Below are 26,496 nucleotides of genomic sequence, written 5' to 3' on the forward strand. Positions count from 1 at the left end.
AAGCCATGCTGATAAAACTCATCCCTGCTGTCTTGCTGCTCCTACTAAGTGCCTGTGGGTCAAGTGGAATAGAGAAAAGGCATGCGCTGTCTGCCAGCGAAACTTCCTCTGAGGCAAGTCAGGATCAGGAACAACCGATTATTGAATCAGCAACAGCTGTCGTCATTACGGTTGGACAACAGGATTTTATAGCGAAGTTTTATGAAAATGAGGCGTCTGAACACCTAATGAATCAAATGCCCTTCACGTTGACAATGAGTGACTTGAACAACAACGAGAAATATTATCGTTTTTCTGAGAATTTGCCAGAAATGACTACAGAACGGCCGGAAATCATTCACGAAGGAGAAATCATGAGCTGGAATAGTCATACGTTGGTGCTGTTTTATCAGACCTTCACCAATTCTTATGGTGGCTATAATCGTATCGCTGTCATTGAAGATCCGGTGGGGCTAAATGAAGCACTGGGAGCGGAAGACGTAGAGGTTATTTTTTCGTTAAGAAATCCTCGTGAATAACGAATGAATAGGAGTAAAACACATGACGATCGATCAATTAAACAAACTCATGGCAAGTGGCGAACCCTTACTTGGCGGTTCGCAAGCTTCAAAACAAATGGTGACTTTGAGTGCAGAGGCGAGAAAACTCACGATGAAAATCAATACAGTCTACCATGAGTCTGATGAGTTACAAGAACTTTTTGCCCAATTGACAGGAAAACCAGTTGAGCCGACATTTTCGCTGTTTCCACCCTTTTATACAGATTATGGCAAGAATATCAGCATTGGCAAAGATGTCTTTATCAATGCGGGGTGTCATTTTCAAGACCAAGGAGGGATCACGATCGGTGATGGTACCCTAATTGGGCATAACGTTGTTCTAGCTACCTTGAATCATGGACTTCACCCTGAAGATCGTAGCACGCTTTATCCAGCACCCATTACGATTGGGAAGAATGTCTGGATTGGTTCAAATACAACGATCGTTGCCGGTGTGACGATCGGTGACCATGCGGTTATTGCTGCTGGAGCAGTGGTGACCAAAGACGTCGCTGAGCGCACGATCGTGGCTGGTGTACCTGCAAAATATGTCAAAGAGGTTACTGAGTAAGCATAATAGCAATGAGTAAGAAAAAAACTGCTGTTCGCCTTGTCGCTTTTGAAGCGATGAAGACTAACAGCAGTTTTCTTATTCTTGAGGTGGCTCGCTCGTATTGGAACCGGCGAAGTTTTCGATCAACGATTTCATATCAAGACCGAGGGTTTCTTTCAATGTTTCTTGTGTGGTCGACAAGAGATTGGTGGCGTAATTGGTGACACGATTGGCACCGCCGCCTTCACCTGATCCTGTATCAACGACTGAAATTTTATCGATATTGCCTAATGGTGCGGCAGCTTCTTTGACTAATTGCGGCATGATCTCAACGATCATGCTAAGGATCGCTGCTTCATCATATTTCTTGAAGGCTTCGGCGATTTTTTCTTTCGTTTCGGCTTCTGCCGTTCCTTTCGCCAAAGTGGTCTCGGCTTCTGCCAAACCAATCAAACGAATTTTATCGGCTTCGGCTTTTGCCAGGGACTCTGTTCGGAATTGCTCGGCTTCAGTGGTTGCTAACGCAGACGCTTTTTTCGCTAATGCTTCTTGCTCAAGCGCATAACGATCCGCATCAGCTTTTTTCTTGATCTCAGAATCAAATTGCTTCTCACGACGTAAGATTTCTTTTTCTTCCAATTCGATTTGTTTTTGTCGTTCAACGACTTCGACTTCAATCTCTTGTTCTCGGACTTTTTGTTTCATGATGGCACTTTGTAGATGATAGGCTTGATCGGCATCGGCTTTGGCGATGTCTTGTTCTTTCTTATAAAGCGCCAGCTTCAATTCTTTTTCCTTCAACGCTTCAGCAATTTCCGTCATGCGTTTTGATTCCGCTGTTTGCGATTCTTGTTCCGATTGGGCTTTTTTGATGCGGGTTTCTTTCAGTGCTTCAGCTTCCGCAATTTCAGCATCCCGTTTGACTTGGGCGATTCTAGGTTTTCCAAGAGAATCCAAATAGCCGTTTTTATCGCGGACTTCTTTGATCGTAAAGGAGACAATGATCAAGCCCATTTTTGCTAAATCGACAGAGGCAACTTCTTGCACACTTTGACTGAACTTGTCACGATTTTGATAGATTTCTTCTACAGTCATGGAACCAAGGATCGAACGCAGATGACCTTCTAGGACTTCTCGCGCTTCATTTTCCAGTTCTTCCCGGGTTTTTCCGAGAAACTGTTCTGCTGCTGTTGCGATTTCTTCCACGGATGAGCCAATCTTAATAATGGAAGTTCCGTCACACATCACGGGAACCCCTTGTTCTGTGTAGACTTCTGGTGTTGAGACATCCAGCTTGCTGGAGAGCAAACTGATTCGATTCGATCGTTGAAACACTGGCAAAACAAAGGCTCCGCCACCACGAACGATTTTGATTTTGTTGTTGCTTTCATCGGCGTGTACATTTTTACTACCTAGATAGCTTCCGCTGATGATCAACGCTTCGTCGGGCTTGGCTGTTTGATATTTCGTGACAAAGACGATCAAAAGCATTAGCAAAATAAATGCCACGATCGCGATTGGGAAGACAATTGGTGATAATATAATATCCATAGATACACCTCTTTTGTGATTTTTTTTAGTGATTCAAAAATTTTTCTGTGTAAGGAACGACGTAGCAAATGCGTTCTTTGACTTCAATAATCAAAACCTTCGATCCTGCTGCTAATGGCTTATCGATCGGCTGGAAAGCCGTAGCTGGTCGATTACTTGAACCAGTGACACTTGTAAGTTGAATTTCGCCCATTCCTTTACAAGGGATAGGCGTCAGCACCGTTGCGATGCGACCTTCAAAGTCTTTCTCAGAACTCGAAAGTGTTGCTTCGGCATTACGCATGGGAATCAGCACGTAAAAATTTAAGAGAAAAACGAGCCCTGTCGAAAGACAGCCACTAATGATGAAAAGCAGGAGCGAATAGCCAGGCAGAAAAGTTTCTCCTAAGTAACCGAAGAGGCTTGTAAAGGCAAACCATGGGATAATCAACATTGGATCTACTGGACCATCGAAATCGAAGATATCGCCAAACAGAAGCAGCAAAAAAGCTAAAATGGCACAGCCAATCAAAACATATAAATAAATTTGCTCAGGTGCATAAGTGTGCAGCACATATCCACCTCCTTTCATATAGTGTGATTGTGAGTACGACGAAAGCTAGGAGAAAGTTGGAAGAAGATCGAGGGAAGCAAAAGAATAGAATAGGTATTCTATTATAATTATACCAATAAATAAGAAAAATATTTCATATAATTAGATAATTTGATTAAATAATATAATAATGGTGGGTTTGTTAGATAGGAGAAGCCTTAAATACACATGATTTTTTCAACAACCATTGACAAACAATGAAAATCAAAGTAGATTAAATCAGGGTAGTAAAAAGGTCAAAAGCAACTGCTGATTGTAGACACATCAAGAGGCAGATTTTGTTCTCTAACCCAATTGAAATAAAGTAGTTGTTCGCAAACATAAAAGAAGTCAGGGACACTTCTTTTCAACCGACAGATCGTATTGCTAAGAAATAGAGGTGGAATCGATGGATCAAAAAGAAAAAATGTTAGAACTAATCAAGAAAAAACAAGGCGGCGGCCGTTCAAAAAAGATGGAATCCCCAAAAAACGATCGGAAAAACATGCGTAAAGGCCCGAAAATTTATAATAAGTAGGGCGATAGATTATTAATACGAAATGATCGATTAAAAAAGAGAGAAGGACAGGGTTGCTGTCTTTCTCTCTTTTTTTTACTCTTCAGAATCCACGTACAACTCACTCAAAGCTGGCAAATCATGGACTTGGTATTTTGCTTTAAACGCTGCGATTTCTTCAGCACTGAAGCGCTTAGGATCCAGTTTCAGTTCTTCGACGGGAAGAGGTCGTTCGTTGGCGATCTTGACATCGATCACGACGGGTCCGTGGCTTTCTTTTGCTTGTGTAAAGACGGACGCTAATTCTTCTTCCTTAGTTACCGTAAAGCCTTTCGCACCTAATGCTTCCCCAACTTTACCAAAATCAGCACCGGCTAGTTGCACACCGAACTTGGTTTGCTCGGTATCTTCTTGTTCCGCTTCAATGAAGCCAAATGAGTCATTGGAAAAGACCACATTGATGATCGGCAAATTGTATTTTACTTGAGTAATGATGTCTTGCATTTGCATCGCGAAACCGCCATCCCCACTAAAGGTGAATACTTGACGATCCGGATAGCTCAATTGAGCGGCGATCCCGCCAGGTACGCCATTGCCCATCGTCGCAAACCAGCCAGACGTTGTGAAACGCTGTTCACCTGTCATTTCTAAATGACGGATACTGTGGATCGTCACATTACCGACATCTGTGACAAACAGGGCATCAGGAGCTGCGATACGGTTGATTTCTCGATAGACAGGTTCGGGACGTAAGGGCTCTTGCGAATCATGGTCAAAACTATGATGCCATGCATGCCATTTCCGAGCGTTTTCTTGATTGGCTTTTATCCAAGCATCTGCAGGACGTGGGGCTGCCATCTCTGTCCATTTTCTAAGAGCGGTCGCACCATCTCCTAAAACAGAGACATCTGTCTGATGTCGACGACCAAATTTCGAGGCGTCGATATCAACTTGGACAAAGTTGGCATCAGGATTGAAAAAGCGGCGTCCGAAAGGGAAGTCACTGCCGACAAACACGATGAGATCAGCTTCTGCTAAAGCTTCATTGGCAGGTTTTGTCGCAACCCGGCCGGCAAAACCAAGAAAGTTTTCATAAAGATCCGGCACGATGCCTTTGGCTAAGACAGATGCTGCGATAGGCATTGAGAAGTGCTTAGAAAAAGCATCGATGGCATCAAAATGACCAAAGAGACCTTGTCCGATATATAGGACAGGTTTTTTTGCTTGTTCAAAATAAGGAAGGGCAGCCTGCAAATCCTCGTCATCAGGCTGGAGAACACCTGTCTTATGATTTTTTGCGGTTGCAATCTCCTGTTCGTCGATTTCTGCAAACCCGTAATCGACCGGGATCGTTACCACAGCAACTCCTTTAAATTTGTAGGCGGCTTTAATGGCTTCGTCCACCACGTGGGGCAAACTTTCTGGGGACATGACCGTGCGATTGTAGATACTGACATCTGCGAACATCGGATTTTCATTCATTTCTTGAAAATCATTGTAGTTCATCGAGCTCGAAGCTACTTGTCCTAACAAGGCAACGACGGGCACGTTATCCATTTGAGCATCATATAAGCCATTGATCAAGTGGGTGGCACCGGGGCCAGCAGAACCAAAAACCGCACCGACTTTTCCCGTTAGCTTGGCATCAGCCGCTGCTGCCAGCGCACCCGCTTCTTCATGACGTACTTGGACATATTTGACTGATTGCCGTTCATGGTACAAAGCATCCATCGTTGAGTTGAAAGATCCACCGGGGATTCCATAGATATGGTCGATGCCCCACGCTTCAAAAACCTTGATCATTGCTGTACCAGCATTGATTTTTGTCATTTTCTTCACTCGCTTTCTCTGTTGTCATTCGTTCTCTTTTAAGTATAAACGTTTCTCAAAAAGACAACAAAGAATGCGCCTTCTATCACAAGGCGCATAGAAAAACTTATTTTAGGAAATGAACGACTCAGTTGCGCAGCTCTTGCACGAATCGGCTGGCGATCTCTTTTGGTCGGGTGATGGCACCACCAACCACGATACCCGTCACACCCATTTCGTGGATTTTCTTTGCTTGTTCCGGGGTGTGGATCTTGCCTTCGGCTATCACCGGAACCTTCGACGCAACCAATTGCTGGATCAACTGATAATCCGGTTCATCATTGGTAGGACTATTCGCCGTATAGCCGGACAAAGTTGTACCAACAAAATCGACACCCGCTTCAAAGGCATTGATGCCTTCCTCATAGGTGGCGATATCTGCCATGAGTAGTTGATGGGGGTAAAGAGCTTTGATTTGCTTGATAAAGGCATTGATCGTCAAGCCATCATGACGTTTGCGCAAGGTACAGTCCAAAGCGATCACCGCAATATGTAAAGCGGCTAATTCATGCACCTCTTTGATGGTCGCTGTGATAAATGGTTCTTCAGGTGGATAGTCTTTTTTGATGATTCCGATGATCGGCAGATCAACAGCGGCTTGGATTTCGCGAATATCGCGAACGGAATTGGCACGGATGCCAACAGCTCCAGCTTCTTGAGCTGCTTTTGCCAATAGGGGCATGACACCGCCGTTTTCAGTATATAAGGGTTCTCCAGGTAAGGCTTGACACGAAACAATTACTCCGTCCTTGATTTGTTGGATAAAAGCTTCTTTTTCCATATATATGACACTTCCCATTCTTGTAAAGGTTCGTTTCTCCCTTCGACTATATCATGAGGCTTTTTCCTTGTAAATGAAAGGACATCTTCTTTAAAAGGAAAGCGAACACCAAAAAGAAGCAAGCACCGTCATCAAGGGTGCTTGCTTCATTAGGAGGTGAGGATAGGGAATCCTTTATTCCGCTTGTTTTGATGTGCATTGTTTGAACTTTTCAAAATCGATCGTTTGATTAGCAGGCAACACTTCGTATTGCAATCGTTCTGTTTCTTCATCGTGAATGATATGGAGGATTTTTCCGTCTTCGTCTACTGGTCCCAGACTGATGATCGTAAACCGTTCATTGATGACTTCTAAATTCTGTAAAACCCCAGAAAACACTTTGCGAATATGATGGGCGGTCTTGATTTTTTTGTCGGCTTTTTCTACAGCCTTGGCTAACGTAAAGCCTTCATCTAAAAACGTTTTGATCATTTCCACTTTGACGACCGTGGGCAGTCGGTATTTTCGTGGGGCATTTTCTTCTTGTGGGACCGATTGAATAAATCCTTTTTGTTCCCAATAACGCAATTGGCGAGGGGAGATAGCACACATTTGACTAAGTTCGCTGATGCCGACCAACAAGTTTTCATTATCAACGAGTTTTCGAAAAAGATGAGACATACGGACTCCATTCTTGTAAAGGTATTTGTTAACATTGTAACTTGTTTTACTTTTATGTCAAGTAGGTTGACAAACGTTAGGGAAAGATTTAAAGTAAAGAAGGTTTTATGAAAAATATACTGAAAAGAGTGTGAAATATGTCAACGAGTCGTCCTTTAGATATCTATGGCAAACCTTACAACCGTTCCTTACTGGTTATGGTTTTGCTGATCGGTACGTTTTGTACTGTTTTGAACCAAACATTGTTAACAACGGCTTTTCCAACCTTGATGGATGCCTTTGACATCTCAGCATCTGATGTTCAATGGCTGACAACTGGTTTCTTGCTGGTCAATGGGATCATGATCCCGATCACCGCATGGCTGATCAATAAGTTCAGCTCAAGAAATCTTTACTTAACCGCCATGAGCATCTTCCTGGCTGGAACGATCGCTTGCTTTGCTGCACCGAACTTTTCTACATTATTGATTGGCCGCTTAGTGCAAGCTGCTGGTGTAGGGATCTCCATGCCGCTTTTGCAAAATATCATGTTGTCGATCTTCCCACCAGAAAAACGCGGTTCAGCCATGGGTATGTCCGGAATCGTTATCGGGTTGGCACCAGCCTTAGGCCCAACGTTATCTGGTTGGATCATTGATCATTATGACTGGCGTTATTTGTTCGGAATGGTCATTCCGATCGTCGTTTTAGTCTTAGTCTTAGCGCTCTTTCTAATGAAGAGTGTGATTGAATTGTCGCATCCGAAAATCGATCTGTTCTCAGCGATTTTATCAACGCTTGGTTTTGGTACATTGCTCTATGGCTTTTCAAGCGTCGGTGACAAAGGGTGGGGCAGTATTGAAGTAATCGGTTTTCTTGCAGCCGGTGTCTTTTTCATTGCTTTCTTTGCATGGCGTCAATTGCACATTGAGCATCCGTTCTTAGAGTTGCGCGTGTTCAAATCAACGACCTTTACCTTGGCGTCGATCCTTTCAGGGGTCACGAATATGGCGATGATCGGTGCTGAAATGGTTCTCCCATTGTATATCCAAAACATTCGTGGTGAATCAGCGTTCCATTCAGGATTGATGTTATTACCAGGTGCGTTGATCATGGGGATCATGATGCCGATCACTGGTGCGATCTTTGATAAGTATGGTGCAAAACGTTTAGCCATCACCGGGATGTTTATCTTGACCGCCGCAACCTTACCATTTGCTTTCCTAACAAAAGATACACCGATTTTGCATATCATTATTCTTTATGGGATTCGGATGTTCGGGATCTCAATGGTGATGATGCCAGTAACGACTTCAGGAATGAATGCCTTGCCTGGAAACTTGATCAGTCACGGTACCGCAGTAAACAATACCTTCCGTCAAGTAGCCAGCTCAATTGGTACGGCTATCTTGATCAGTGTCTTGACAAACGTCACCAAGGGCAACTTGCCAAGTGATTCTTTGCTGGATGCAACGCCTTTGGCATACAAAGAAAAAGCAATCGAAGCGACTTTATCTGGCTACCATGCCGCCTTTTATGTGGCAGCGGTCTTTAGCTTCTTAGGATTCTTGATCGCCTTCTCCTTAAAGAAAAAAGAACCACGATTGACGGTTCTTGAAGGAGGTGCGGACAAATGATCTTGCTTTTGATCGTTCTTAGCGTGTTAGGGTTTGCGGTACTGAATGTCTTTGCCAAAAACAAGCTGCAAACAGGTTTATCATTGGTCTTAGGTCTAGTCTTCGTGGCAAGTGTCGTCGCATTGATGGCCAATTTGACCTATCATTTTGGAATGGAAAAAGAAACGACTGCTAAAACAACCCCACTGGTTTCTAGTGCCGATAACGAGAATTTTGATTTGCTATTGTATCAGCCATTAGGAGATGGTACGGAAAAAATCTACCTGTATAAAACGGATGCTGATCAAGAGGAACCAAAACAAACCGGTACTGATAAAGTGACTAATGTCGTGGAAACAGGGGCTGATTCAGCTCAATTAGAAACAAAAACGACGCGCTGGGTTTATAAAAGTGACCTATCACGCTTCTTGTTCGGAATCGCTGATAACGATGGCCAATATGTCAGCCGTACCAATACGTTCTCATTACCAGATTCATGGGAAGTCTTGAGTGTGGATCAAGCAAAAAAACTGGCTTCTTTAGCGAAAGAACAAGCGGACACCATGAAAACACAAGGACAAGCGTATGTTCAAGAAAACATGCAAGCTGCATTAATGGCTGATCCAACTATGGATGAGGCAGCCCAAAAAGCAAAAATCGCTGAATTGACAGAAGCTTATCAAAAAGAAGCGATGGCAAAATTGCTTGAAGAAGCAAAAAAGTAAAAGCGAGTAGATAGTCATGGGATGGAAGAATCAAATCGGATTCTTCTGTCCCTTTTTTATATGGAACATGATACTTTTGAAAAACGGCTGCCACCAAAAAAAATCCCACACACTAGAAGTGAGTGGGATTTTCTTTAGTCAAATGAGCACGCGGCAATCCGGTCGAAAGCTTCTTTTAACAAGTCCAACGATTGGGTGGCAGCTAAGCGAACATAGCCATCGCCGGTCGTTTCTCCAAAGGCTTTCCCAGGAATCATCAGCACACTGGTTTCCTTTAATAATTTCTCGACAAAGCTGACAGAGTCCAACCCCGTTTGTTCAATGTTGATGAAGGCATACATGCTTCCTTTGACTGGAGATAAGGAAAGGAAGGGGATCTCAGCAACCCGTTGTTCAATGTAAGTCAGTCGTTCCTTAAAGACAGCAACCACTTGCGGCACGAGGGTATCATAGTGATTCAATGCGTAGATACCTGCCCGTTGTGAAGGGGTTGGTGCCGAATAGGCGATCGCCTCATTGATCAGTTTTGCCGTAAGATTGATCGATTCAGGTGCAATCATGTAGCCGATCCGCCAGCCAGTCATGGCAAAGGCTTTTGAGAAACTGCTGAAAGTGATGGTGTTCTCAGGTGCGAAGGCTGCCATCGGTACAAAGGTATCATCAAAGCAAAAGGCTTCATAGACTTCATCTGAGAGGATCAGCAAGTCATGTTCAATGGCAACTGCTGCGATTTTTTCAAAAGTTTCTGGAGAAAAAACAGCACCAGTAGGATTGTTTGGTGAATTGATAATGATCGCCCGAGTTTTCTCAGTGATGGCGGATTTTAAGACTTCGACATCGATTTGAAAGCCATCTTTTTCAAAGGTCGGAATAAAGACTGGCACACCACCGACTAGTTCCACTTGTTGTTTGTAAGGCGAAAAGTACGGTTCATGAATAATCACTTCATCACCAGGATCAATGATGGCAGCCAAAGCTAAGTACATGCCATGCAATGCACCGACAGTTCCTCGTACTTGACTAGGAGAAAAAGTAAGCTGGTATTGCTTTTGATAAAAATCAACGACAGTTTGGATAAAATCAGCACTGCCGTCTGAAGCGGTGTATTTTGTATGACCCGCTTTGACGTCAGCAAAAGCTGCTTCAATGATTGTCGCATCTGTAATCAAATCAGGATCACCAATCGACAAATCAATCAAATTTTGGGTTTTCTTCGCAAGAGTGGCGATCTCCATTAAAAGATTTTCTTCTGGTTGTAAAAAACGTTCTGCAATCAACGGACGGTTCATTTTGTCATCTCCAATTTCTATAAAACTTTGCTTAAAAAATCCTGTGTCCGCGCATTTTGCGGATGCTCAAAGATCTGTTCTGGTGTTCCTTGTTCTTGAATGATACCGTCAGCCATAAAGATGACACGATCGGCAACTTCTTTGGCGAAGCCCATTTCGTGGGTAACGACCACCATCGTCATGCCTTTTTCTGCTAAAGCTTGCATAACCGTCAACACTTCTCCGACCATTTCTGGGTCTAATGCTGAGGTTGGTTCGTCAAAGAGCATTACATCAGGATCCATTGCCAACGCTCTAGCAATAGCGACCCGTTGCTGCTGCCCGCCAGAAAGGCTAGAGGGGTAACTATCTGCTTTTTCAGCTAAGCCAACTTGTTCCAGCAATCCTTTCGCTGTCTCTTCGGCAGCGGCTTGCTCTTGCTGTTTGACTTTGATCGGGCTGATAGTCAGATTTTCTAAGACCGTTTTATGAGGGAATAGATTAAAGCTTTGAAAGACCATTCCCATTTTTTGACGAATCTGATCGATTTTCACCCCTTTTACCAATAAATCATTGCCTTCGAAGGTGATTTTCCCACCAGTCGGCTGTTCAAGCAGATTCAAGCAGCGTAAGAAAGTACTTTTTCCACTTCCTGAGGGTCCGATGATCACAACGACTTCACCAGGTGTCACTTCAAGATCGATTTCTTTTAAGACGGTATTTTCGCCAAATGTTTTCACTAATTTTTCAACTTTAATCACTAGTTTTCATTCTCCTTTCAGCAACACCCAATAGACGTGAGAGGGCGAAGGTCAATACGAAGTAGATCAATGATACGATAACGTATGGTAAAAACGGTTTGAAGCTGGCCCCTTGAACGACGCCTGTTTGGAAAATCAGTTCAGACACACCGATCACCGATACGACCGAAGACTCTTTGATGACTGTGACAAATTCATTTCCTAGAGCAGGCAAGATGTTTTTGATGGCTTGCGGGAAAATGATGAAGCGCATCGCTTGGATCTGATTCATTCCTAATGAACGAGCGGCTTCCAGCTGTCCTTTATTGACGGCATTGATCCCGGCACGAATGATTTCTGCCACATAGGCGGCACTGTTTAGTGCTAAGGCAATACAGCCGGCAGCTAATTTCGAAAGCTCTAAGCCTAAAACGCCTGTTCCAAAGTATACAATAAATATTTGTACTAACAAAGGTGTTCCCCGAACATATTCAATATAGACAGCGGCAATGACTTTCAATGCTTTTGACTTAGAAAGCTTCATAAAGGCTAACAAGCTGCCACCGATAGAGCCGAATAATACCCCAACCAAGGCTAGGAAGATCGTATAGCCAGTTCCAGTGATGTAAAAGGGTAGATATTTTTCCCAAAAGCTTTGCTCTTCATCGATCGTGCCATCTTCAGTAAACATCAAACGATAGGCATCTTCTTTGTATTGGCTTAGAAGATCATTACTAATGATAGTTTCGATAGAGGAATTGAGTTTTTCCAATAAAACCGGCGCTTCTTTCGAGATGGCGATGGCGGTCTCCTTCACACCGTTTTCAAACGTGACATTTTCAGCTAATGCCAAGGTATCATTCGCCGTCACATATGCTTCGGCAACGGGACCTTCCATCACGATCGCATCAATTTTGCGTGATTTTAGATTGGTGATCAAATCAGGCACCCTTTGCAAAGAGGTGACGGTGGAGCCAGTCAATTCTGTATTTGCCAGCTCTTCTTGGGTGGTTTGACGTTGTGCACCGACAGCCACACCATCAAAATCAGCCGTCGATTGAAAACGATCCGCGTCTTCTGCTCGAACTAAAACGGTCTGTTGGACTTCCATATAAGTGTCAGTGAAATTGACTTCTTTGCGGCGCTCATCCGTAGCAGCCATTCCAGAGATGACGACATCGATTTTGCCCGTTTTTAACGCTCCTAACAACGCATCAAACCCAAGTTCCTCGATTTTCAGGTCGACCCCTAAGTCATCTGCAATTTTTTTGGCAATGGAAATATCGATTCCCACGATTTCATTTTTTCCGTCAACATTGGCGCGGAATTCATAAGGTGCATAATCGGCAGATAAACCCACGACCAATACACCATTTTCTTTGACTTTTTCATAGATTGGATCGGTTTCTTCTGCATGTGCTTGTCCGACAAAGAAAAACGGCAGCAACGCTGTGATGATCCCTAATAAAACAGTTCCCTTACTAAACCTTTTCATGTAAACGCCCCTTTAACTTTTTCTACGCATCTATTAAAAATGCAAATAATAACTAATAAATGTATAAAAATACATATAAGTGATAGAAACTATCATAGCATAACATCAGTTGAAGTCAATAAGTCAGAGAAAAAAAGTCAAAAATTGTTGTAGAGGGTCACACCATTTATTCAAATTATTTGCAATCCAAGCAAGAAGAAAGTGGTGAAGGAGCAGCAGCCATTTTCTAAATACGTCTATTTGAAAGGATGCTTAGAAAATAACGGATAATGAAGAAAGGAAACAGCTTCGCTTAAACGAGAACCAGGATCTGCAATGACAAAATGAGAAGTGGGTTGAAACAAAGCGACAAAAACGAAACATAAGACATTTTCTAGATTTCTTGCGATAATAAAAGAGAAGAGGAGGCGATAGAATGAAGGTCGTATTGATTCGACATGGCGAAAGTGAAGCAAATTTCGAAAATTATTGGACAGGGTGGCTGGATGTTTCTCTGACCGAAAAAGGCCGACAACAAGCTTGGGCTGCGGGGGAACAGATCAAAGAATTAGGGATTTCCTTTGATTTTGCCTTTGCATCTGTGCTGCAGCGAACGATCATCACCTGCGATGCCGTTCTGGAAGCCAGCGATCAGCTTTGGGTTCCTGTGAAAAAAACATGGCGCCTAAATGAACGTCATTATGGCCAATTAGTAGGGGTCAATAAAGATGAGATGGTCGCACAATATGGAAAAGAACAGGTGCAAAAATGGCGACGTGGATATGATGAACCGCCTTTATATGTGGAGGAAAATGATTTAGACCGCCGCTATGATTCTTTAGACCCCCGCTTGATACCTAAGGGCGAAAATCTGGGGATGGTGGTGGCGCGAGTAGTCCCATTTTGGCAAGACCAGGTGGTTCCGTTACTTAAAGATCATAAGAATATCCTCATCACTGGTCATGGGAACAGCTTGCGGGCGTTAGTCAAGTACTTGGAGAACGTGCCCAAAGATGCCATGGATACGATCGATATTCCTAACGCACAGCCGATCATTTATGAGTTTGATAGCCAGGCAAACTTGATTAAACGGGCGTAATAACGAACATTTATAGAATAAACCGCATTTTCGTTTGATGTTACATCGAAAATGTGGTTTTGTTGTGCTATAATAAGAAAAATTTAATGAAAGGCGGGAGGATATGAAAGCCGTATTAACCGTTATTGGAAAAGACAAGGTTGGGATCATTGCTGGTGTCAGCCAGAAATTAGCAGAATTAGAAATCAATATTTTAGATGTGTCCCAAACGATCATGGAAGATTACTTCACGATGATGATGCTTTTAAACATGGATGCCAATCAGGATTTTGACGGTATTCGTGAGGAGCTTCACCAAGTAGGTCAGACATTAGGTGTGAAAATCAGCATTCAAAATCAAGAAATTTTTGATACCATGCACAAATTATAGGAGGCACTATGGAGACAAATCAAATACTTGAAACCATTCGCATGGTGGAAGAAGAAAATTTAGATATTCGTACGATCACGATGGGGATCTCATTATTGGATTGTATTGACGCCGATATTGATCGTACCTGTGAGAAAATTTTTCAAAAAATTACAACAAAAGCGAAAGACCTTGTCAAAGTCGGCGAAGAGATCGAAAGTGAATATGGTATTCCGATCATTAACAAGCGGATTTCGGTTACCCCTGTAGCGATCGTAGTGGCCGCTTGCCAGCCGACGCCAGCCGACTGTATCAAAGTTGCGCAGACCTTGGATCGAGCGGCGCAAGAAGTTGGGGTCAATTTCATCGGCGGCTATAGTGCGCTAGTAGAAAAAGGCTATCAAGGCGGCGACCTTGCATTGATCGAATCGATTCCAGAAGCCTTGGCACAAACCAATTTTGTCTGTTCGTCGGTCAATATTGGATCAACGAAAGCCGGAATCAACATGGATGCAGTGCGTTTGATGGGAGAAACAGTCAAGAAGACTGCTGAAGCATCAGATATGGGCTGTGCAAAGCTGGTTGTTTTTGCCAATGCAGTGGAAGACAATCCCTTTATGGCGGGGGCTTTTCATGGGGTCGGTGAAGCTGATGTGGAAATCAACGTCGGTGTAAGCGGACCTGGTGTCGTCAAACGTGCCTTGGAAAAAGTCAAAGGCGAGTCCTTTGATGTCGTGGCGGAAACCGTTAAAAAAACAGCTTTCAAGATCACGCGGATGGGGCAATTAGTCGGGCGCGTGGCTTCAGAGCGCTTGGGCGTTCCATTTGGGATCGTCGATCTTTCGCTGGCACCGACTCCTGCAGTCGGCGATAGCGTGGCATTGATTTTAGAAGAAATGGGCTTAGAATCTGTCGGTACCCACGGAACGACAGCTGCACTAGCATTGTTAAATGATGCAGTCAAAAAAGGCGGCGTAATGGCCTGCAACCATGTTGGTGGTCTGTCGGGTGCCTTTATCCCCGTTTCTGAAGACGCAGGGATGATCAAAGCAGTAGAAGCTGGTTTATTGAATTTAGAAAAACTTGAAGCCATGACGGCGATCTGCTCTGTCGGTTTAGATATGATTGCGATTCCGGGAGATACTTCGGCTGAGACGATCGCCGCAATGATCGCGGATGAAGCAGCGATCGGTGTCATCAACCACAAGACGACAGCTGTCCGAATCATTCCAGCGAAAGACAAAGAAATCGGCGATCGCATCGAGTTTGGTGGTTTATTAGGGACGGCGCCAGTGATGAAAACCAATCTTGCGCAGTCTACCGATTTCATTTTGCGTGGCGGTCGTATTCCCGCACCGATCCATTCATTTAAAAACTAGCTCGTGTTCATTTTGTAAGAAAATATGATGAAATGACCTTTAAAAGACTAATCAGAATGCTGTCTTTTAAAGGTTTTTTGGTCCTGTTACTATTTTTTTCATTCCTAAGACGGATGTTTTATTGTTTGGAATCGAATACAATGAAAGATAACACGATAAAAAGGGGTGGTAAAAATGAAGAAAATCTTCCAACTTGGGATGTTGGTTTTTGTTGGTTTGATGGGATTTTTTGTCCTTCAACCATCAATTGCCTTTGGACAGACATTTGTTCGTGATGATGCCGGGGTCCTTTCACAAGAGACGATCGAACAGATCGATGCCTTGAATAAAGAGGGGTTCCAATCATTGACCGGAGCGCCAGAATATGCTGTGATCACGATCCCTTCCTTAGACGGGCAATCGATTGAAGAGCGTAATTTGGAACTGTTCAATGAGTATGGTTTAGGAAATCCAGAGGACAATAATGGACTATTGTTTCTCTTTGCTATTGATGATCGTGAATTTCGTCTGGGTTATGGCGATGGACTATCCTATGTCTTCAGTGAGCTATCGGAAGATGATTTAGTGGATGAAGATGCCAAAGACGCATTACGAGATGAAGATTATGATACAGCGATATTGGCAGCTTCTAATGAAGTCTATCAGCGCATGAAAGAAGCGGATGAAACGATTGGTTTAGGGACGATCTATCAAGATGGCAAGCAAATGTTAGCAGAAAAACAGGCACAAGAAGCAGAAGCCAACAAGCAGATGTGGTTCACTATTGGAAAAATCGTTAGTGGTGTTGTAGCGGCAGCAGCTGCAGGCCTTGTAGGGTTCATTAGTTTTCGTCATCTTAAAACCAAACAGCGTTTTGCGGAGTACCTGCCGTTGCCGAAACATCTGTTAGAAGATAGTCACTTCCAACAGAAAGATTTCTTGAAATGGGCTAGCAATAGAAAGAACTATCAGCGTTACCATCAGTATCAGACAGCCAAAGATTGTCAACAAGCATTTACGCAGTATGTGACGAGTACTTACGTGCCAGCGAAATTGAGCTCGATCACTGGATTGTCGACTGCGGATAAACGAGTTATCCAACATGCCTTGACGAATCCAGCAATTGGATCTTATTTTTCAAACTTGCTGATGAAGAAAAAAACCACGGTCAAACATTTCGGTCAGGTGATCCTTACACAACATGACACCTTAAAAACCTATGAAGCCCAATTAGGCAGGGAAGTGTCTGAACAGATGGCAGACTACGATTTAACTGATGCGGTGTTACCTGAGAATTTGCCTTTAGCAGATGCGTATCGAGCAGAAATAGCTAAGCAAGCTAAAGAAGAGATCAGAAGACGCAATGAGCAGGGGCGTTATTTAGCTCAACTTGTGACGGAAAAAGCGACCTATCCTGAGATGGTACAAGCCATTTCGAAAGAAGTTTCTAATGTTCTAGCGGAAGTGAAAACAGATGCCTTGTTCCAAGTTGACTTGAAACAGGTTTATCAAAATCACCCAGATTTAGCAAACAAATTATCCTCATTTGATGCTTCTGATCGAGCAGCAGTTTTAAATAATGCTCGCCAAGAGTATGACCCGCATGGGATGAATATGGCGTTGTTCTTTGTGATGATGAATAATCATGTGACCCATCAAGAACAAGTCATTGCCGATACGCAAAGTTCTTCGAATGATTTTGGCGGTTTTAGCGGAGGAAGTAGCAGCGGTGGCGGTGTTTCTGGTAGCTGGTAATTTTTCGTAGTGAGGAACGTTCATTGTTCTGCAATACATTCGCTTGCATGTAGGTTTGTGCAAGCGGAAGGATTGTATGGTCAATGGCGTTTTTTCTTGTGGAGGAAATCCCTTGATAAATAAGACAAACCAAACAAAGTGTGGTAAACTTTTTAGAGTTACTGAAAATGAATGGAACTTTCATTCATTTGAAAAAGGGAGAAAACGAGGGATATCATGTACCAATCTTACATATGGGATTTTGACGGAACACTTTACGACAGCTACCCAATCATGTTAAAAGCTTTTATCAAGACATTGAAGGAGTATGGCTTCGATCCAGATCCAGCGGAGATTTATTATATATTGAAAGATTCATCTTCCAAAAAAGTTGCTGAAAAATACAACTTAGATTTTCAAGAGTTCACTAAAGCATTCAAAGCAAATGAAGCGCTGGATGATCGTTTGCCGCTTTCCTTTGCAGGAACCAAAGAAACATTAGAAGCCGTGGTTGCTGCTGGTGGCAAGAACTACATTTTGACCCACCGCGATGTTATCTCAACGAAAGAACTGCTAGAAAAAGAACAGATGGCAGACCTGATCGTTGAGATCGTAGGACCGGAAAACAACTTTCCCCGTAAACCTGATCCGACTTCATTAATTTATCTTGTCGAGAAATATCAGCTGGACAAAGATCAAACTGTCATGATCGGCGATCGTACGATGGATGTTTTTGCAGGACAAGGAGCAGGTGTTAAGACAATTTTTTATGATATAGAAGGTATCTTAAAAGATGTATCTGCCGACCATACCGTCCAATCAATGGCTGAAATACAAGAAATCATTAAGTCTTGAGAAATCAAGGCTTTTTTGCATAGAAGACTAATTAGTTCTTCCTGTTGATGAGGAGTATTTATTTTAATGGAGCGTTCGATGGCACTGCAAAGTTTTCGTGAGTAAAAAAAGTTTCTTAACAGGAGCTTAAAAAGACATAGACAATCTAAGAAATTTCATGCTGCAACTGGTCAACTTCCCACAGGAATGATAGTCTTTAGAAAAGACAAGAAGGTTTCTTCAGCGACCTAAACTAAGGATGAGTGAAGTGGATCACCGATCGCGTTACAGCTAGCAGATAAAAAAATCATTGACGGAGGAGTCGTATGAAAAAACTAAAATTCTTATTCAAAAGCATTTTTCTCATCGGGCTTCTTTATTTTGCAAGCCAGATGATCACATGGCATGACGGTCGTTTGGCCTTTCGGGATGCCCGCCTCAACGAGATCACTCAATCTCTCTCGTCCCAATTTTCTCTTTCACAAGACACTTCAGCAAGGCCAGCGGCAGAAACACCTGCCCAGACATATTTATATAATGAATCACGACAAGTGATCGAAGAAACCTTTGGGGAAGCGATCAATGAATCAGCGAATCGGTATGGACTGAACTGGACTTCCTATCACGATGATTTTCGTAACTTCATGATGGTGATGTATGATGAACATGATATTGCGCAAGGGATCTATACGAATCAAGATACGATTCTTATCGATGACACGCTAGGTATCGGGTCTTCAAAAGCAAACGTTCGTAATCAGATGGGTACGCGTCAAGAAAGTTTTCAACGAGGATCACGACGGTATCGAATCCAGCCAGATGCGAACTATGATCTCTTTTTACATGATGATCAATTGATTACTTTTTTCTATGATGTTCATGCCGAAGACACAGTGACCGCGATCCAAATCATCAATCAAGAGCTAGAGGTCTTGCATGCAGATGATTTTAGGCAAAATCAGACAGCGGTATTAAGCGGTCTGCGTACGCAGCTGTTTGAACTTACGAATGCGACTCGAGTAAAATTTGGATTGGAGCCATTAGAATTTAGTGCTGCAACAAGTGAGACTGCCCGTAAGCATAGCCAAGATATGGCTGAAAATCGGTATTTTGATCATATTGCTTTGGATGGGTCAAGCCCCTTTGATCGGATGCAAGAAGACGGGATCAGCTTCACCGCCGCAGGAGAAAACTTAGCATTTGGCCAAGCCAGCAGCATTTACGCTCACCAAGGCTTAATGAATTCAGAAGGACATCGGGCAACGATCTTAACTGAAGGGTATGACTACCTGGGGATCGGTATTGCGATCGATACCAGCGAACAGCCTTATTATACAACGTTGTATCATCGAGGCTCGGCGTCGTGAATTCCTGAATTGCGTGAAACAGAAACTCTTAACTAGTGAAAAAGTCGACACGTGGAAAGTGTTGACTTTTTTTCTGTCCTTGATTACTTTTTGCGTATTTCATCTATGAGGTGGTGAAAATGGATCAATGGAAAATGCTTAAAGATTACTGGCGGATTGCACTTGTAGGTGCGGTGCTGGTGGTTTTGTTGATTATCTGGTTTGTGCCGTTTTCGAAGAACAAAGAAACAAACTGGCATTCAATGGCAGATGCAGCAGGGCAAACGTCTGAAATGGTGGAAGGTGGAACCCTTCAAGAAGAAAGTCCTCACGATGAAGAATCTGAGATTGTCATAGATATCAAAGGGGAAGTGCACCAACCGGGAATTTATCGCTTAAAATCAGGTGCGCGGATGTATGAACTGATCGAACAAGCAGGTGGTCTGACAGAAGAGGCGTTAGAAACAGCGATAAACTTAGCACAAGTGCTGCAAGATCAACAGATGGTGATCGTTCTCCATCAAGAGGATGAAGGGTTTATGGAGATAAATGCTTCAGGAGTAAACGACAGCCAGACTGCAGTGACACAAATCAATCTGAATCAAGCCAATGCGCAGCAACTGCAAGAACTGCCGGGTGTGGGTGCCAAAAAAGCAGAAGCAATCATCGCTTACCGCGAAGAATATGGTTTTTTTAAACAGATTGATGACCTAAAAAAGATCACAGGCATCGGAGAGAAGACCTTTGAGTCCTTGAAAGAGATGATTACAGTGACGGACTGAACCAAATAAAAGTAAGCAATACTAAGAAATGACGGTTGAAAATTCAAGAAATTCGATTAGAATAGAACTAATCAATCGCAAAGGAGCAAACGAATGAGCAATACGAGAATCCCTTGGGACCAGTATTTTATGGCTCAAGCTGTTTTACTGTCTTTACGCAGTACGTGTTCCCGACTTGAGGTCGGAGCTACATTAGTCAAAGATCGCCGAATTATTGCTGGAGGCTACAACGGATCCGTCAGTGGCGATGTACACTGCATCGACGATGGCTGTTATGTTGTGGATGACCATTGTATTCGGACTATTCATGCAGAAATGAATGCCTTATTGCAATGTGCAAAATTAGGGGTGTCTACAGACAATGCGGAAATCTATGTGACGCACTTTCCTTGCCTTCCCTGTACGAAAGCAATTTTGCAAGCAGGGGTCAAAACGATCCATTATTTGAATGACTATCGCAATAATCAGTATGCAATGGAACTGATTCAACAAGTAGGTGCTTCCGTCCACCAAGTTGAACTCGATCCGGTGTATTTTGAAAAACTTTCATTTGGTGTGCTGAATGATGCACAACCAACAAAAGAGAACTGATTCATTTTTATTTCTTAGTATTATTTTTGCTTGTTCGGTGACTGCTTACTATGTGCAGTCCATCTTACTGGGACTCATTGCACTTTATTATTTCGGGATGCTTGTCTTAAAACGACAGGCATTTTTGTGCATGGTTTGTTTTGTCGGACTGTTGCTGTTAAGTGTCCGCGTCTCTCTATTTCGGACTGGGGACATACAAGAAGGTGAGTATCGAGGGGTAGTCAATGTGCTGCCAGACACGATCAAAATCAATGGTGATCTGCTTACGTTTGAAGCAAAATCCTCCGCAGGTAAAGTGATTGGTCGTTACACGATTTCTTCAGAGACTGAAAAACAGCAATGGCAGGATCGATCCGATTGGGGAAGAAAGCTGCTGGTGAAAGGATTTTTTTCTCTTCCTGAAAAACCACGAAACCGCCACGGGTTTGACTATTCTGCCTATCTAGCCAGTCGATCAATTATTGGCACAGTCCATATCGAACAAATGGTAGGAATGGAAGCAGCAGACTCAGGCTTTTCGCTTGCAAAAGTTCGAGCGGATGTTATTTCTTCTGTTCAACGAATCTTTCCTGAACGATCCGCTACCTATATCAATGCATTGCTCTTTGGTTTTAAAGATCACGCGTTTCAAGAGGTGCGACAAATTTACAGTGCAAGTGGCTTGTTGCATTTTTTTACGATTTCAGGAATGCATGTCGTCTTATTTTTCAAATGGTTTCGCGAGATCTTATGCCGATTGGGTTTCACGCAAAAAGAAATGTTGTTGCCTTTGGTGGTCTTTTTCTTAGGGGCGATCGGTCTGTGTGGGGGTGGCATTAGTGTATGGCGCGCCGTCTTGGCATTGGCTGTTAATCAAGTGAACGCCCTTTTTCCTCAACGCCTATCGGGGAGTGATCGCTATGGGATTGTCTTAACGGCTCTTTTATTCGTTGATCCCAAAGTATTGCTTCAAACATCGGGGCAACTAAGCCTTTTGATGACGTTTTTGCTACTGATGCAACGACCAGTTGGATGGTCATGGTTTTGGTGTTGCCAATTCTTACCTGTACTTGCAGCACCCATCATTGTCGCAGTTTTTTATGAATTTCCGCTCTTTGGCGGCTTATTGACGTTTTTCTTTCTGCCGTTTTTTCAAGTAATTTTGCTACCAGCATGTCTTTTATTGTTTATGGTCAGTACACTTTTCCCACCCATCAGGGGGCTGATTGTCCTTTTCGAAGGACTTTTGCTGCTTTTGGAAATAATTATAGGCGCTGTTGGGGGCATTTCCCTGACAATTGGTGCTATACCTGTGGGATTGGCTGGCATCTGTTGTCTGCTTGGCCTGTTTTTTTATCAAAAGACACGGTGGTTGTTGGTGATCTGTTTCTCACTCGTTATACCAACGGTCTACCAAAAAAACAGCGTTGTACCGACGATTAGCTATGTCGATGTTGGGCAAGGAGACAGCATTGTTTTACAGGCAGAAAAAAATCGCGAAGTTTATGTGATCGATACTGGAGGGTCTCTGTCTTTTCCGAAAGAAACCTGGCAAGAGCGTAAACGACAAGCTGCCGCGGAATCTACATTGATTCCTTTTTTGAAGGGGGAGGGAGTCAGGAAGATTACTGGTTTGTTTTTAACTCATGGGGACACGGATCATATGGGGGACGCACTAGCATTGATGAAGGCGATCCCCGTTGAAACGTTATATCTTGTACCAGGAAGTGAACAAGATCACCGGATTGCCAAGCTATTAAACGAACTGCCTAAGCAGACAAGCGTTGTTTGGACGACGGTTGGCCAGGTGGTAGGTGATTTCCTTCAGTTGCAAGTATTGGCACCAGAATCAGGTGCAGGACAAAACGAAGATTCGATGGTGATTAAAACCAAGGTAGGGGATAAAACATTTTTGTTTACTGGTGATCTCGAACAAGCAGGGGAAAAAAAGTTGATTCATGATTATCCGAATTTAAAAGTTGATGTATTGAAACTAGGGCATCATGGCAGTCGAACCTCGACGGCACCTGAGTTTGTTGCGGCAATCGACCCCCAATTCGGGATCGTTTCAAGTGGACGGAACAATCGGTACGGGCATCCTCATGAAGAGGTGCTGGAAACGTTGGCAAATCAGACCGTTTTGCGAACGGATCACCAGGGCATGATCCAATTTATTTGGTCTGAAAAACAACAATCATTTTTGATAAAAACGCTGCTAGACTATCCGATTGACTAATGGTAGGATAAGAATGAAAGCGGGGGGAACGATGGAATTACAAAAAGCGTTGCAAGCAATTCGGACCAAGGAGTTGCAATCGATTTATCTAGTCATCGGCAGTGAAATGTTTTTACAAGAGCAAGTTCGCACGGCCTTTTTGGAGCGTTTTTCCGTTGGGAAAGATGATCTGAATTTTGCTTCCTTTGACATGGAGAAAGATCCCCTTGATATGGTGATCCAAGAAGCCCAATCGTTGCCTTTTTTTGGCGATCAGCGCTTACTTTTCGTCGAGCGGCCATTTTTCTTAACGGCTGAAAAAAAGAGCAATGCACCTGAGCATGACCTAGATGATTTTTTGAATTATATCAAAGACCCATTGGAATCATCGGTAATGGTGATTTTTGCAGATGTCGATAAATTAGATGAACGGAAAAAAATTACTAAGCAGCTGAAGAAAGCCGCAGTTGTGATTGATGTCGCACCTATGAAAGAAGCCGACGTGCGTCAGTATCTTCAACAGTCGTTGGCCAATGACGGCATCGAGATGAGCCGAGAGGCGTTTGATTTGTTTTTACGGTTAACGGATCTGCAACTTTCAAAAGCGATGCAGGAGTTACAGAAACTGCGATTGTATGCAGGAAACGGCAATAAAATCACGAAAGAGATCGTCTTGCAGTTGATCCCTAAGACGTTGGAACACAATGTCTTTGAATTAACCAGCGATGTCTTAAAGGGGAACGTATCGGATGCGTTGCGCTTGTATGACGATCTATTATTGCAAGGGGAAGAGACGATCAAGATCAATGCTATCTTGATCAGCCAAGTCCGTCTGCTGTTACAGGCGGCGATTTTGATGAAAATTGGCTACCAGCAAGCCAATATCGCAGAAACGTTGGGGATTCATCCGTACCGAGTGAAGTTAGCGATGCAGCAAGCTCGTGGGTTTGGAGAAAAGCAATTAGCAGCACTATATAGTGAATTGATCGAAAATGATTACTTAGTAAAAAGTGGTCAGATGGACAAAGAGTATTTGTTCCAGCTATTTGTTTTAAAACATGGCAAACAGTAAGTCAAAAAGAAAGGCGCAGCAATCATCGATTGCTGCGCCTTTCTTAATTTGCTTATTTTGCAATTTTTTTACTTAAACGAGATTTGTCGCGACTAGCTTTGTTCTTGTGGATTAATCCTTTAGTCTCAGCCATATCGATTGCTTTAACAGCATCTTTATATAACGCATCTACGTTATCAGCACCAGCTTCAACAGCTTGATCAAATTTTTTGATTGCTGTACGCATTGTGCTTACTTGAGATGAATTCTTAGCATTAGCCGCTTCGCTTGTGCGAACACGTTTGATTGCAGATTCAATGTTTGGCATGTATTTCACCTCCGAAAAAAAAGTTCAATTACGTTTAGAAAACGTATAAATCAACACTAGTCATTATACCTAATGCCAAGAGTGATTGCAATAAAAGTTGTAAAGAAATTTTACTTAACACAAAAAAATGATTTTTCGGCCACGCTATTTTTTGCTTTATGGAATTTAAAAATACTTCTTTACATATTTTTTACAGAATAGTTATAAAAAGTTTACACAGAAAGAGCTTTCTATGCTATGATTACTTCGGAATTTTTAAATGGGGGAATCTATGTGAATATCGCTTTGTTTCTAACGATTGTCTTGTCATTAGGGGTGATTTTCGTCAACGGCTGGACGGATGCTCCTAATGCTATTGCAACCGCGGTCTCAACAAGAGTCTTGCGTCCAAATATCGCCATTGGCATGGCCGTCGTCATGAATTTCTTAGGTGTACTGGTGATGACGTATTTTAATGCGCAAGTAGCAGAAACGATCAGCAACATTGTGACATTTGACTCAGGTGGAAGCTTTCGAGTCTCGCAGATTGCTTTAGCCGCTGCTTTATTCTCGATTGTCGTCTGGACGGTCGCTGCTTGGTACTTTGGGATCCCAACCAGTGAATCTCACGCATTGATCGCGGGATTGACAGGAGCTGCCATGGCCCTGGGTGGTTTACATGCAGTCAACGGTGAAGAATGGCTGAAAGTCTTGATCGGACTCGTAGTGTCTACGTTAATGGGGTTTATTGGTGGATTTTTGATCACAAAACTGATCGTTTGGCTCTTTCGTGATACGCAACGGCGAAAAGCCAACAAAATTTTTACGGTTGGGCAAGCCATTGCGGCTGGTGCCAATGCCTTCTTGCATGGTGCCCAAGATGGCCAAAAATTCATGGGTGTGTTCATGTTAGGCCTTTTTTACAACAATCTTGCTGAAAAGACTGGTAATGGCTTTGCGATCCCACTGTGGGTGATGGTTCTTTGCTCATTGACCATGGGGATCGGTACATCGGTCGGTGGGATGAAGATCATCAAATCAGTGGGAATGGATATGGTAAAGCTGGAAAAATACCAAGGCTTTTCTGCAGATGTTACTGCAGCAATCTGTTTGTTCTTGTCTTCTGTATTTGGTATCCCAGTTTCAACAACGCACACGAAAACGACCGCTATCATGGGCGTTGGAGCGTCTCGGCGTTTTTCTAGCGTTGATTGGCGCATTGTAAAAGAAATGATCTATGCTTGGATTTTAACCTTTCCTGGCTGTGGATTGATTGCGTTTCTAATGGTCAAATTTTTATTGCTAATTTTGTAAGGAGAGAAAGAAATGGCACGAAAAAAAGGATTCGATTATTTTGCAGCAATGGAGCAGTTGGCAACAAATGGTCATCTAGCTGCGAAACGTTTTTCGCTGTTGATCAATGATTACTCTGAAACAGCGTTAAGTGAAGCAGCAGCCGAGATTCATGGATTAGAAAAAGAAGGGGATAAAGTGATCGCTGAGCTAACGAATGAGTTGTACGACTCATTTATCACACCGATCGATCGCGAAGACATCTTGGTCATCTCTGAGCGCTTAGATGATATTTTGGATGGTATTATGGGACTGACTTATTTATTTGAGAATTTGGTCATTACGAAGATCCGCCCCGAGACGAACTTATTTGCTGAAATGATCGTTCAAGCGACACAAGGCGTTGAAACGGCTTTAAAAGAATTTCCTAAGTTCAAAAATTCAAAAACGTTGCGTCAAATGATCAATGATGTGAATACGATTGAATCAGAAGCAGATCTTTTGTATTCAAAAATGAAGAAAGCGTTGTTTACAGACGAAACGGATGTGCTGGAAATCATTAAATGGAAAGATATTTATGATCGTTTTGAATCCATCATCAACGATACCGAAAGTGCGGTTGATATTATTGACGGTATGGTAATCAAAAACACGTGATGGAATAAGAATTCTACTTAACGAAAAAAGAGCAACTATTGCAGCATTGAAATGCCCA

At 42.9% G+C, this 26,496-nt stretch carries 26 protein-coding genes; 17 read left to right on the forward strand and 9 right to left on the reverse strand.

The window, feature by feature from the left end; all coding sequences use genetic code 11:
• The first annotated feature begins 5 nt into the window (after positions 1–5).
• Both IGI84_RS07105 and IGI84_RS07110 read left to right on the forward strand, forming a co-directional pair.
• Complete coding sequence (locus tag IGI84_RS07105; RefSeq protein ID WP_142962554.1) at positions 6–518, forward strand: cyclophilin-like fold protein; 513 nt, start codon at positions 6–8, stop codon at positions 516–518.
• Positions 519–540: 22 nt separating this feature from the next.
• Positions 541–1,110 (forward strand): sugar O-acetyltransferase, encoded by a 570-nt coding sequence (locus IGI84_RS07110; protein WP_142962553.1) that lies wholly within the window; start codon positions 541–543, stop codon positions 1,108–1,110.
• 78 nt (positions 1,111–1,188) lie between these two features.
• Here the strand turns inward: IGI84_RS07110 and IGI84_RS07115 are convergent, their stop codons facing one another.
• Both IGI84_RS07115 and IGI84_RS07120 read right to left on the reverse strand, forming a co-directional pair.
• The gene (locus tag IGI84_RS07115) at positions 1,189–2,643 is read right to left on the reverse strand and encodes a flotillin family protein (protein WP_142962552.1); all 1,455 of its coding nucleotides are present in this window, start codon (positions 2,641–2,643) and stop codon (positions 1,189–1,191) included.
• A 25-nt stretch (positions 2,644–2,668) separates the two neighbouring features.
• Positions 2,669–3,214 (reverse strand): NfeD family protein, encoded by a 546-nt coding sequence (locus tag IGI84_RS07120; protein ID WP_142962551.1) that lies wholly within the window; start codon positions 3,212–3,214, stop codon positions 2,669–2,671.
• Between the two features lie 409 nt (positions 3,215–3,623).
• Here IGI84_RS07120 and IGI84_RS07125 point away from each other — a divergent pair, with 409 nt between their 5' ends.
• Entirely contained in the window at positions 3,624–3,752 is a 129-nt protein-coding gene (locus IGI84_RS07125) for a hypothetical protein (protein ID WP_005236316.1), read from the forward strand.
• 75 nt (positions 3,753–3,827) lie between these two features.
• On the opposite strand, the gene spxB is transcribed toward IGI84_RS07125, so the two are convergent.
• The 3 genes from spxB to IGI84_RS07140 form a co-directional block, all read right to left on the reverse strand.
• A complete protein-coding gene (spxB, locus tag IGI84_RS07130; RefSeq protein WP_430600940.1) occupies positions 3,828–5,561 on the reverse strand; it encodes a pyruvate oxidase in 1,734 nt (577 codons plus the stop codon).
• 127 nt (positions 5,562–5,688) lie between these two features.
• The gene (locus IGI84_RS07135) at positions 5,689–6,381 is read right to left on the reverse strand and encodes an N-acetylmannosamine-6-phosphate 2-epimerase (protein WP_216682761.1); all 693 of its coding nucleotides are present in this window, start codon (positions 6,379–6,381) and stop codon (positions 5,689–5,691) included.
• 174 nt (positions 6,382–6,555) lie between these two features.
• The gene (locus IGI84_RS07140; protein ID WP_081118958.1) at positions 6,556–7,041 is read right to left on the reverse strand and encodes a MerR family transcriptional regulator; all 486 of its coding nucleotides are present in this window, start codon (positions 7,039–7,041) and stop codon (positions 6,556–6,558) included.
• A gap of 137 nt (positions 7,042–7,178) precedes the next feature.
• Between IGI84_RS07140 and IGI84_RS07145 the strand changes: the two genes are divergently transcribed.
• Entirely contained in the window at positions 7,179–8,657 is a 1,479-nt protein-coding gene (locus IGI84_RS07145) for an MDR family MFS transporter (protein ID WP_216682762.1), read from the forward strand.
• On the forward strand, positions 8,654–9,361 hold the full coding sequence (locus IGI84_RS07150) for a DUF4811 domain-containing protein (protein ID WP_200124933.1): 708 nt from the start codon (positions 8,654–8,656) through the stop codon (positions 9,359–9,361). Before IGI84_RS07145 ends, IGI84_RS07150 begins: the two co-directional genes overlap by 4 nt.
• Before the next feature lie 134 nt (positions 9,362–9,495).
• Here the strand turns inward: IGI84_RS07150 and IGI84_RS07155 are convergent, their stop codons facing one another.
• Genes IGI84_RS07155 through IGI84_RS07165 form a run of 3 tightly spaced genes read right to left on the reverse strand, consistent with a single transcriptional unit; the run spans position 9,496 to position 12,864 of the window.
• The gene (locus tag IGI84_RS07155) at positions 9,496–10,650 is read right to left on the reverse strand and encodes a pyridoxal phosphate-dependent aminotransferase (protein WP_200124931.1); all 1,155 of its coding nucleotides are present in this window, start codon (positions 10,648–10,650) and stop codon (positions 9,496–9,498) included.
• A 17-nt stretch (positions 10,651–10,667) separates the two neighbouring features.
• The gene (locus tag IGI84_RS07160) at positions 10,668–11,390 is read right to left on the reverse strand and encodes an amino acid ABC transporter ATP-binding protein (RefSeq protein WP_200124929.1); all 723 of its coding nucleotides are present in this window, start codon (positions 11,388–11,390) and stop codon (positions 10,668–10,670) included.
• Positions 11,383–12,864 (reverse strand): ABC transporter permease subunit, encoded by a 1,482-nt coding sequence (locus IGI84_RS07165; RefSeq protein WP_081118961.1) that lies wholly within the window; start codon positions 12,862–12,864, stop codon positions 11,383–11,385. Before IGI84_RS07165 ends, IGI84_RS07160 begins: the two co-directional genes overlap by 8 nt.
• 415 nt (positions 12,865–13,279) lie before the next feature.
• Between IGI84_RS07165 and IGI84_RS07170 the strand changes: the two genes are divergently transcribed.
• The 10 genes from IGI84_RS07170 (at position 13,280) to holA (ending at position 24,202) form a co-directional block, all read left to right on the forward strand.
• On the forward strand, positions 13,280–13,942 hold the full coding sequence (locus IGI84_RS07170) for a 2,3-bisphosphoglycerate-dependent phosphoglycerate mutase (protein ID WP_081118963.1): 663 nt from the start codon (positions 13,280–13,282) through the stop codon (positions 13,940–13,942).
• Between the two features lie 103 nt (positions 13,943–14,045).
• Positions 14,046–14,312 (forward strand): ACT domain-containing protein, encoded by a 267-nt coding sequence (locus tag IGI84_RS07175; RefSeq protein ID WP_081118964.1) that lies wholly within the window; start codon positions 14,046–14,048, stop codon positions 14,310–14,312.
• A gap of 8 nt (positions 14,313–14,320) precedes the next feature.
• Positions 14,321–15,670, forward strand: coding sequence for a PFL family protein (locus IGI84_RS07180; RefSeq protein ID WP_081118965.1), 1,350 nt, complete (start codon positions 14,321–14,323; stop codon positions 15,668–15,670).
• Between the two features lie 174 nt (positions 15,671–15,844).
• The gene (locus tag IGI84_RS07185) at positions 15,845–17,404 is read left to right on the forward strand and encodes a TPM domain-containing protein (RefSeq protein WP_200124927.1); all 1,560 of its coding nucleotides are present in this window, start codon (positions 15,845–15,847) and stop codon (positions 17,402–17,404) included.
• Positions 17,405–17,620: 216 nt separating this feature from the next.
• The gene (locus tag IGI84_RS07190) at positions 17,621–18,238 is read left to right on the forward strand and encodes an HAD-IA family hydrolase (RefSeq protein WP_081118967.1); all 618 of its coding nucleotides are present in this window, start codon (positions 17,621–17,623) and stop codon (positions 18,236–18,238) included.
• 305 nt (positions 18,239–18,543) lie between these two features.
• Positions 18,544–19,584 (forward strand): CAP domain-containing protein, encoded by a 1,041-nt coding sequence (locus IGI84_RS07195; protein WP_081118968.1) that lies wholly within the window; start codon positions 18,544–18,546, stop codon positions 19,582–19,584.
• Positions 19,585–19,703: 119 nt separating this feature from the next.
• Positions 19,704–20,345 carry a ComEA family DNA-binding protein gene (locus IGI84_RS07200; RefSeq protein ID WP_081118969.1) on the forward strand — a complete coding sequence of 214 codons (642 nt, stop codon included), beginning with the start codon at positions 19,704–19,706 and terminating at the stop codon, positions 20,343–20,345.
• 93 nt (positions 20,346–20,438) lie between these two features.
• Positions 20,439–20,936 (forward strand): ComE operon protein 2, encoded by a 498-nt coding sequence (locus tag IGI84_RS07205; protein WP_005230159.1) that lies wholly within the window; start codon positions 20,439–20,441, stop codon positions 20,934–20,936.
• Positions 20,908–23,151 carry a DNA internalization-related competence protein ComEC/Rec2 gene (locus IGI84_RS07210; protein WP_220426148.1) on the forward strand — a complete coding sequence of 748 codons (2,244 nt, stop codon included), beginning with the start codon at positions 20,908–20,910 and terminating at the stop codon, positions 23,149–23,151. The genes IGI84_RS07205 and IGI84_RS07210 overlap by 29 nt, the downstream gene beginning before the upstream one ends.
• A gap of 31 nt (positions 23,152–23,182) precedes the next feature.
• Positions 23,183–24,202, forward strand: coding sequence for a DNA polymerase III subunit delta (gene holA / locus IGI84_RS07215; protein WP_286088808.1), 1,020 nt, complete (start codon positions 23,183–23,185; stop codon positions 24,200–24,202).
• Positions 24,203–24,254: 52 nt separating this feature from the next.
• On the opposite strand, the gene rpsT is transcribed toward holA, so the two are convergent.
• Positions 24,255–24,509 (reverse strand): 30S ribosomal protein S20, encoded by a 255-nt coding sequence (rpsT, locus tag IGI84_RS07220; protein WP_005230162.1) that lies wholly within the window; start codon positions 24,507–24,509, stop codon positions 24,255–24,257.
• A 237-nt stretch (positions 24,510–24,746) separates the two neighbouring features.
• Here rpsT and IGI84_RS07225 point away from each other — a divergent pair, with 237 nt between their 5' ends.
• Both IGI84_RS07225 and IGI84_RS07230 read left to right on the forward strand, forming a co-directional pair.
• Positions 24,747–25,802, forward strand: a complete 1,056-nt coding sequence (locus IGI84_RS07225; protein ID WP_081118972.1) for an inorganic phosphate transporter — start codon at positions 24,747–24,749, stop codon at positions 25,800–25,802.
• A 12-nt stretch (positions 25,803–25,814) separates the two neighbouring features.
• On the forward strand, positions 25,815–26,438 hold the full coding sequence (locus tag IGI84_RS07230) for a DUF47 domain-containing protein (RefSeq protein WP_077453729.1): 624 nt from the start codon (positions 25,815–25,817) through the stop codon (positions 26,436–26,438).
• The last annotated feature ends 58 nt before the right edge of the window (positions 26,439–26,496 follow it).

Origin of the sequence: Enterococcus sp. DIV0008 (genome assembly GCF_050542615.1) — a bacterium.
Lineage (GTDB): Bacteria > Bacillota > Bacilli > Lactobacillales > Enterococcaceae > Enterococcus_D > Enterococcus_D innesii.

Coding starts and splice junctions, on each gene's coding strand:
- IGI84_RS07105 (WP_142962554.1), top strand. CDS start 6: ATGCTGATAAAACTCATCCCTGCTGTCTTGCTGCTCCTACTAAGTGCC.
- IGI84_RS07110 (WP_142962553.1), top strand. CDS start 541: ATGACGATCGATCAATTAAACAAACTCATGGCAAGTGGCGAACCCTTA.
- IGI84_RS07115 (WP_142962552.1), bottom strand. CDS start 2,643: ATGGATATTATATTATCACCAATTGTCTTCCCAATCGCGATCGTGGCA.
- IGI84_RS07120 (WP_142962551.1), bottom strand. CDS start 3,214: ATGAAAGGAGGTGGATATGTGCTGCACACTTATGCACCTGAGCAAATT.
- IGI84_RS07125 (WP_005236316.1), top strand. CDS start 3,624: ATGGATCAAAAAGAAAAAATGTTAGAACTAATCAAGAAAAAACAAGGC.
- spxB (WP_430600940.1), bottom strand. CDS start 5,561: ATGACAAAAATCAATGCTGGTACAGCAATGATCAAGGTTTTTGAAGCG.
- IGI84_RS07135 (WP_216682761.1), bottom strand. CDS start 6,381: ATGGAAAAAGAAGCTTTTATCCAACAAATCAAGGACGGAGTAATTGTT.
- IGI84_RS07140 (WP_081118958.1), bottom strand. CDS start 7,041: ATGTCTCATCTTTTTCGAAAACTCGTTGATAATGAAAACTTGTTGGTC.
- IGI84_RS07145 (WP_216682762.1), top strand. CDS start 7,179: ATGTCAACGAGTCGTCCTTTAGATATCTATGGCAAACCTTACAACCGT.
- IGI84_RS07150 (WP_200124933.1), top strand. CDS start 8,654: ATGATCTTGCTTTTGATCGTTCTTAGCGTGTTAGGGTTTGCGGTACTG.
- IGI84_RS07155 (WP_200124931.1), bottom strand. CDS start 10,650: ATGAACCGTCCGTTGATTGCAGAACGTTTTTTACAACCAGAAGAAAAT.
- IGI84_RS07165 (WP_081118961.1), bottom strand. CDS start 12,864: ATGAAAAGGTTTAGTAAGGGAACTGTTTTATTAGGGATCATCACAGCG.
- IGI84_RS07170 (WP_081118963.1), top strand. CDS start 13,280: ATGAAGGTCGTATTGATTCGACATGGCGAAAGTGAAGCAAATTTCGAA.
- IGI84_RS07175 (WP_081118964.1), top strand. CDS start 14,046: ATGAAAGCCGTATTAACCGTTATTGGAAAAGACAAGGTTGGGATCATT.
- IGI84_RS07180 (WP_081118965.1), top strand. CDS start 14,321: ATGGAGACAAATCAAATACTTGAAACCATTCGCATGGTGGAAGAAGAA.
- IGI84_RS07185 (WP_200124927.1), top strand. CDS start 15,845: ATGAAGAAAATCTTCCAACTTGGGATGTTGGTTTTTGTTGGTTTGATG.
- IGI84_RS07190 (WP_081118967.1), top strand. CDS start 17,621: ATGTACCAATCTTACATATGGGATTTTGACGGAACACTTTACGACAGC.
- IGI84_RS07195 (WP_081118968.1), top strand. CDS start 18,544: ATGAAAAAACTAAAATTCTTATTCAAAAGCATTTTTCTCATCGGGCTT.
- IGI84_RS07200 (WP_081118969.1), top strand. CDS start 19,704: ATGGATCAATGGAAAATGCTTAAAGATTACTGGCGGATTGCACTTGTA.
- IGI84_RS07205 (WP_005230159.1), top strand. CDS start 20,439: ATGAGCAATACGAGAATCCCTTGGGACCAGTATTTTATGGCTCAAGCT.
- IGI84_RS07210 (WP_220426148.1), top strand. CDS start 20,908: ATGATGCACAACCAACAAAAGAGAACTGATTCATTTTTATTTCTTAGT.
- holA (WP_286088808.1), top strand. CDS start 23,183: ATGGAATTACAAAAAGCGTTGCAAGCAATTCGGACCAAGGAGTTGCAA.
- rpsT (WP_005230162.1), bottom strand. CDS start 24,509: ATGCCAAACATTGAATCTGCAATCAAACGTGTTCGCACAAGCGAAGCG.
- IGI84_RS07225 (WP_081118972.1), top strand. CDS start 24,747: ATGATTACTTCGGAATTTTTAAATGGGGGAATCTATGTGAATATCGCT.
- IGI84_RS07230 (WP_077453729.1), top strand. CDS start 25,815: ATGGCACGAAAAAAAGGATTCGATTATTTTGCAGCAATGGAGCAGTTG.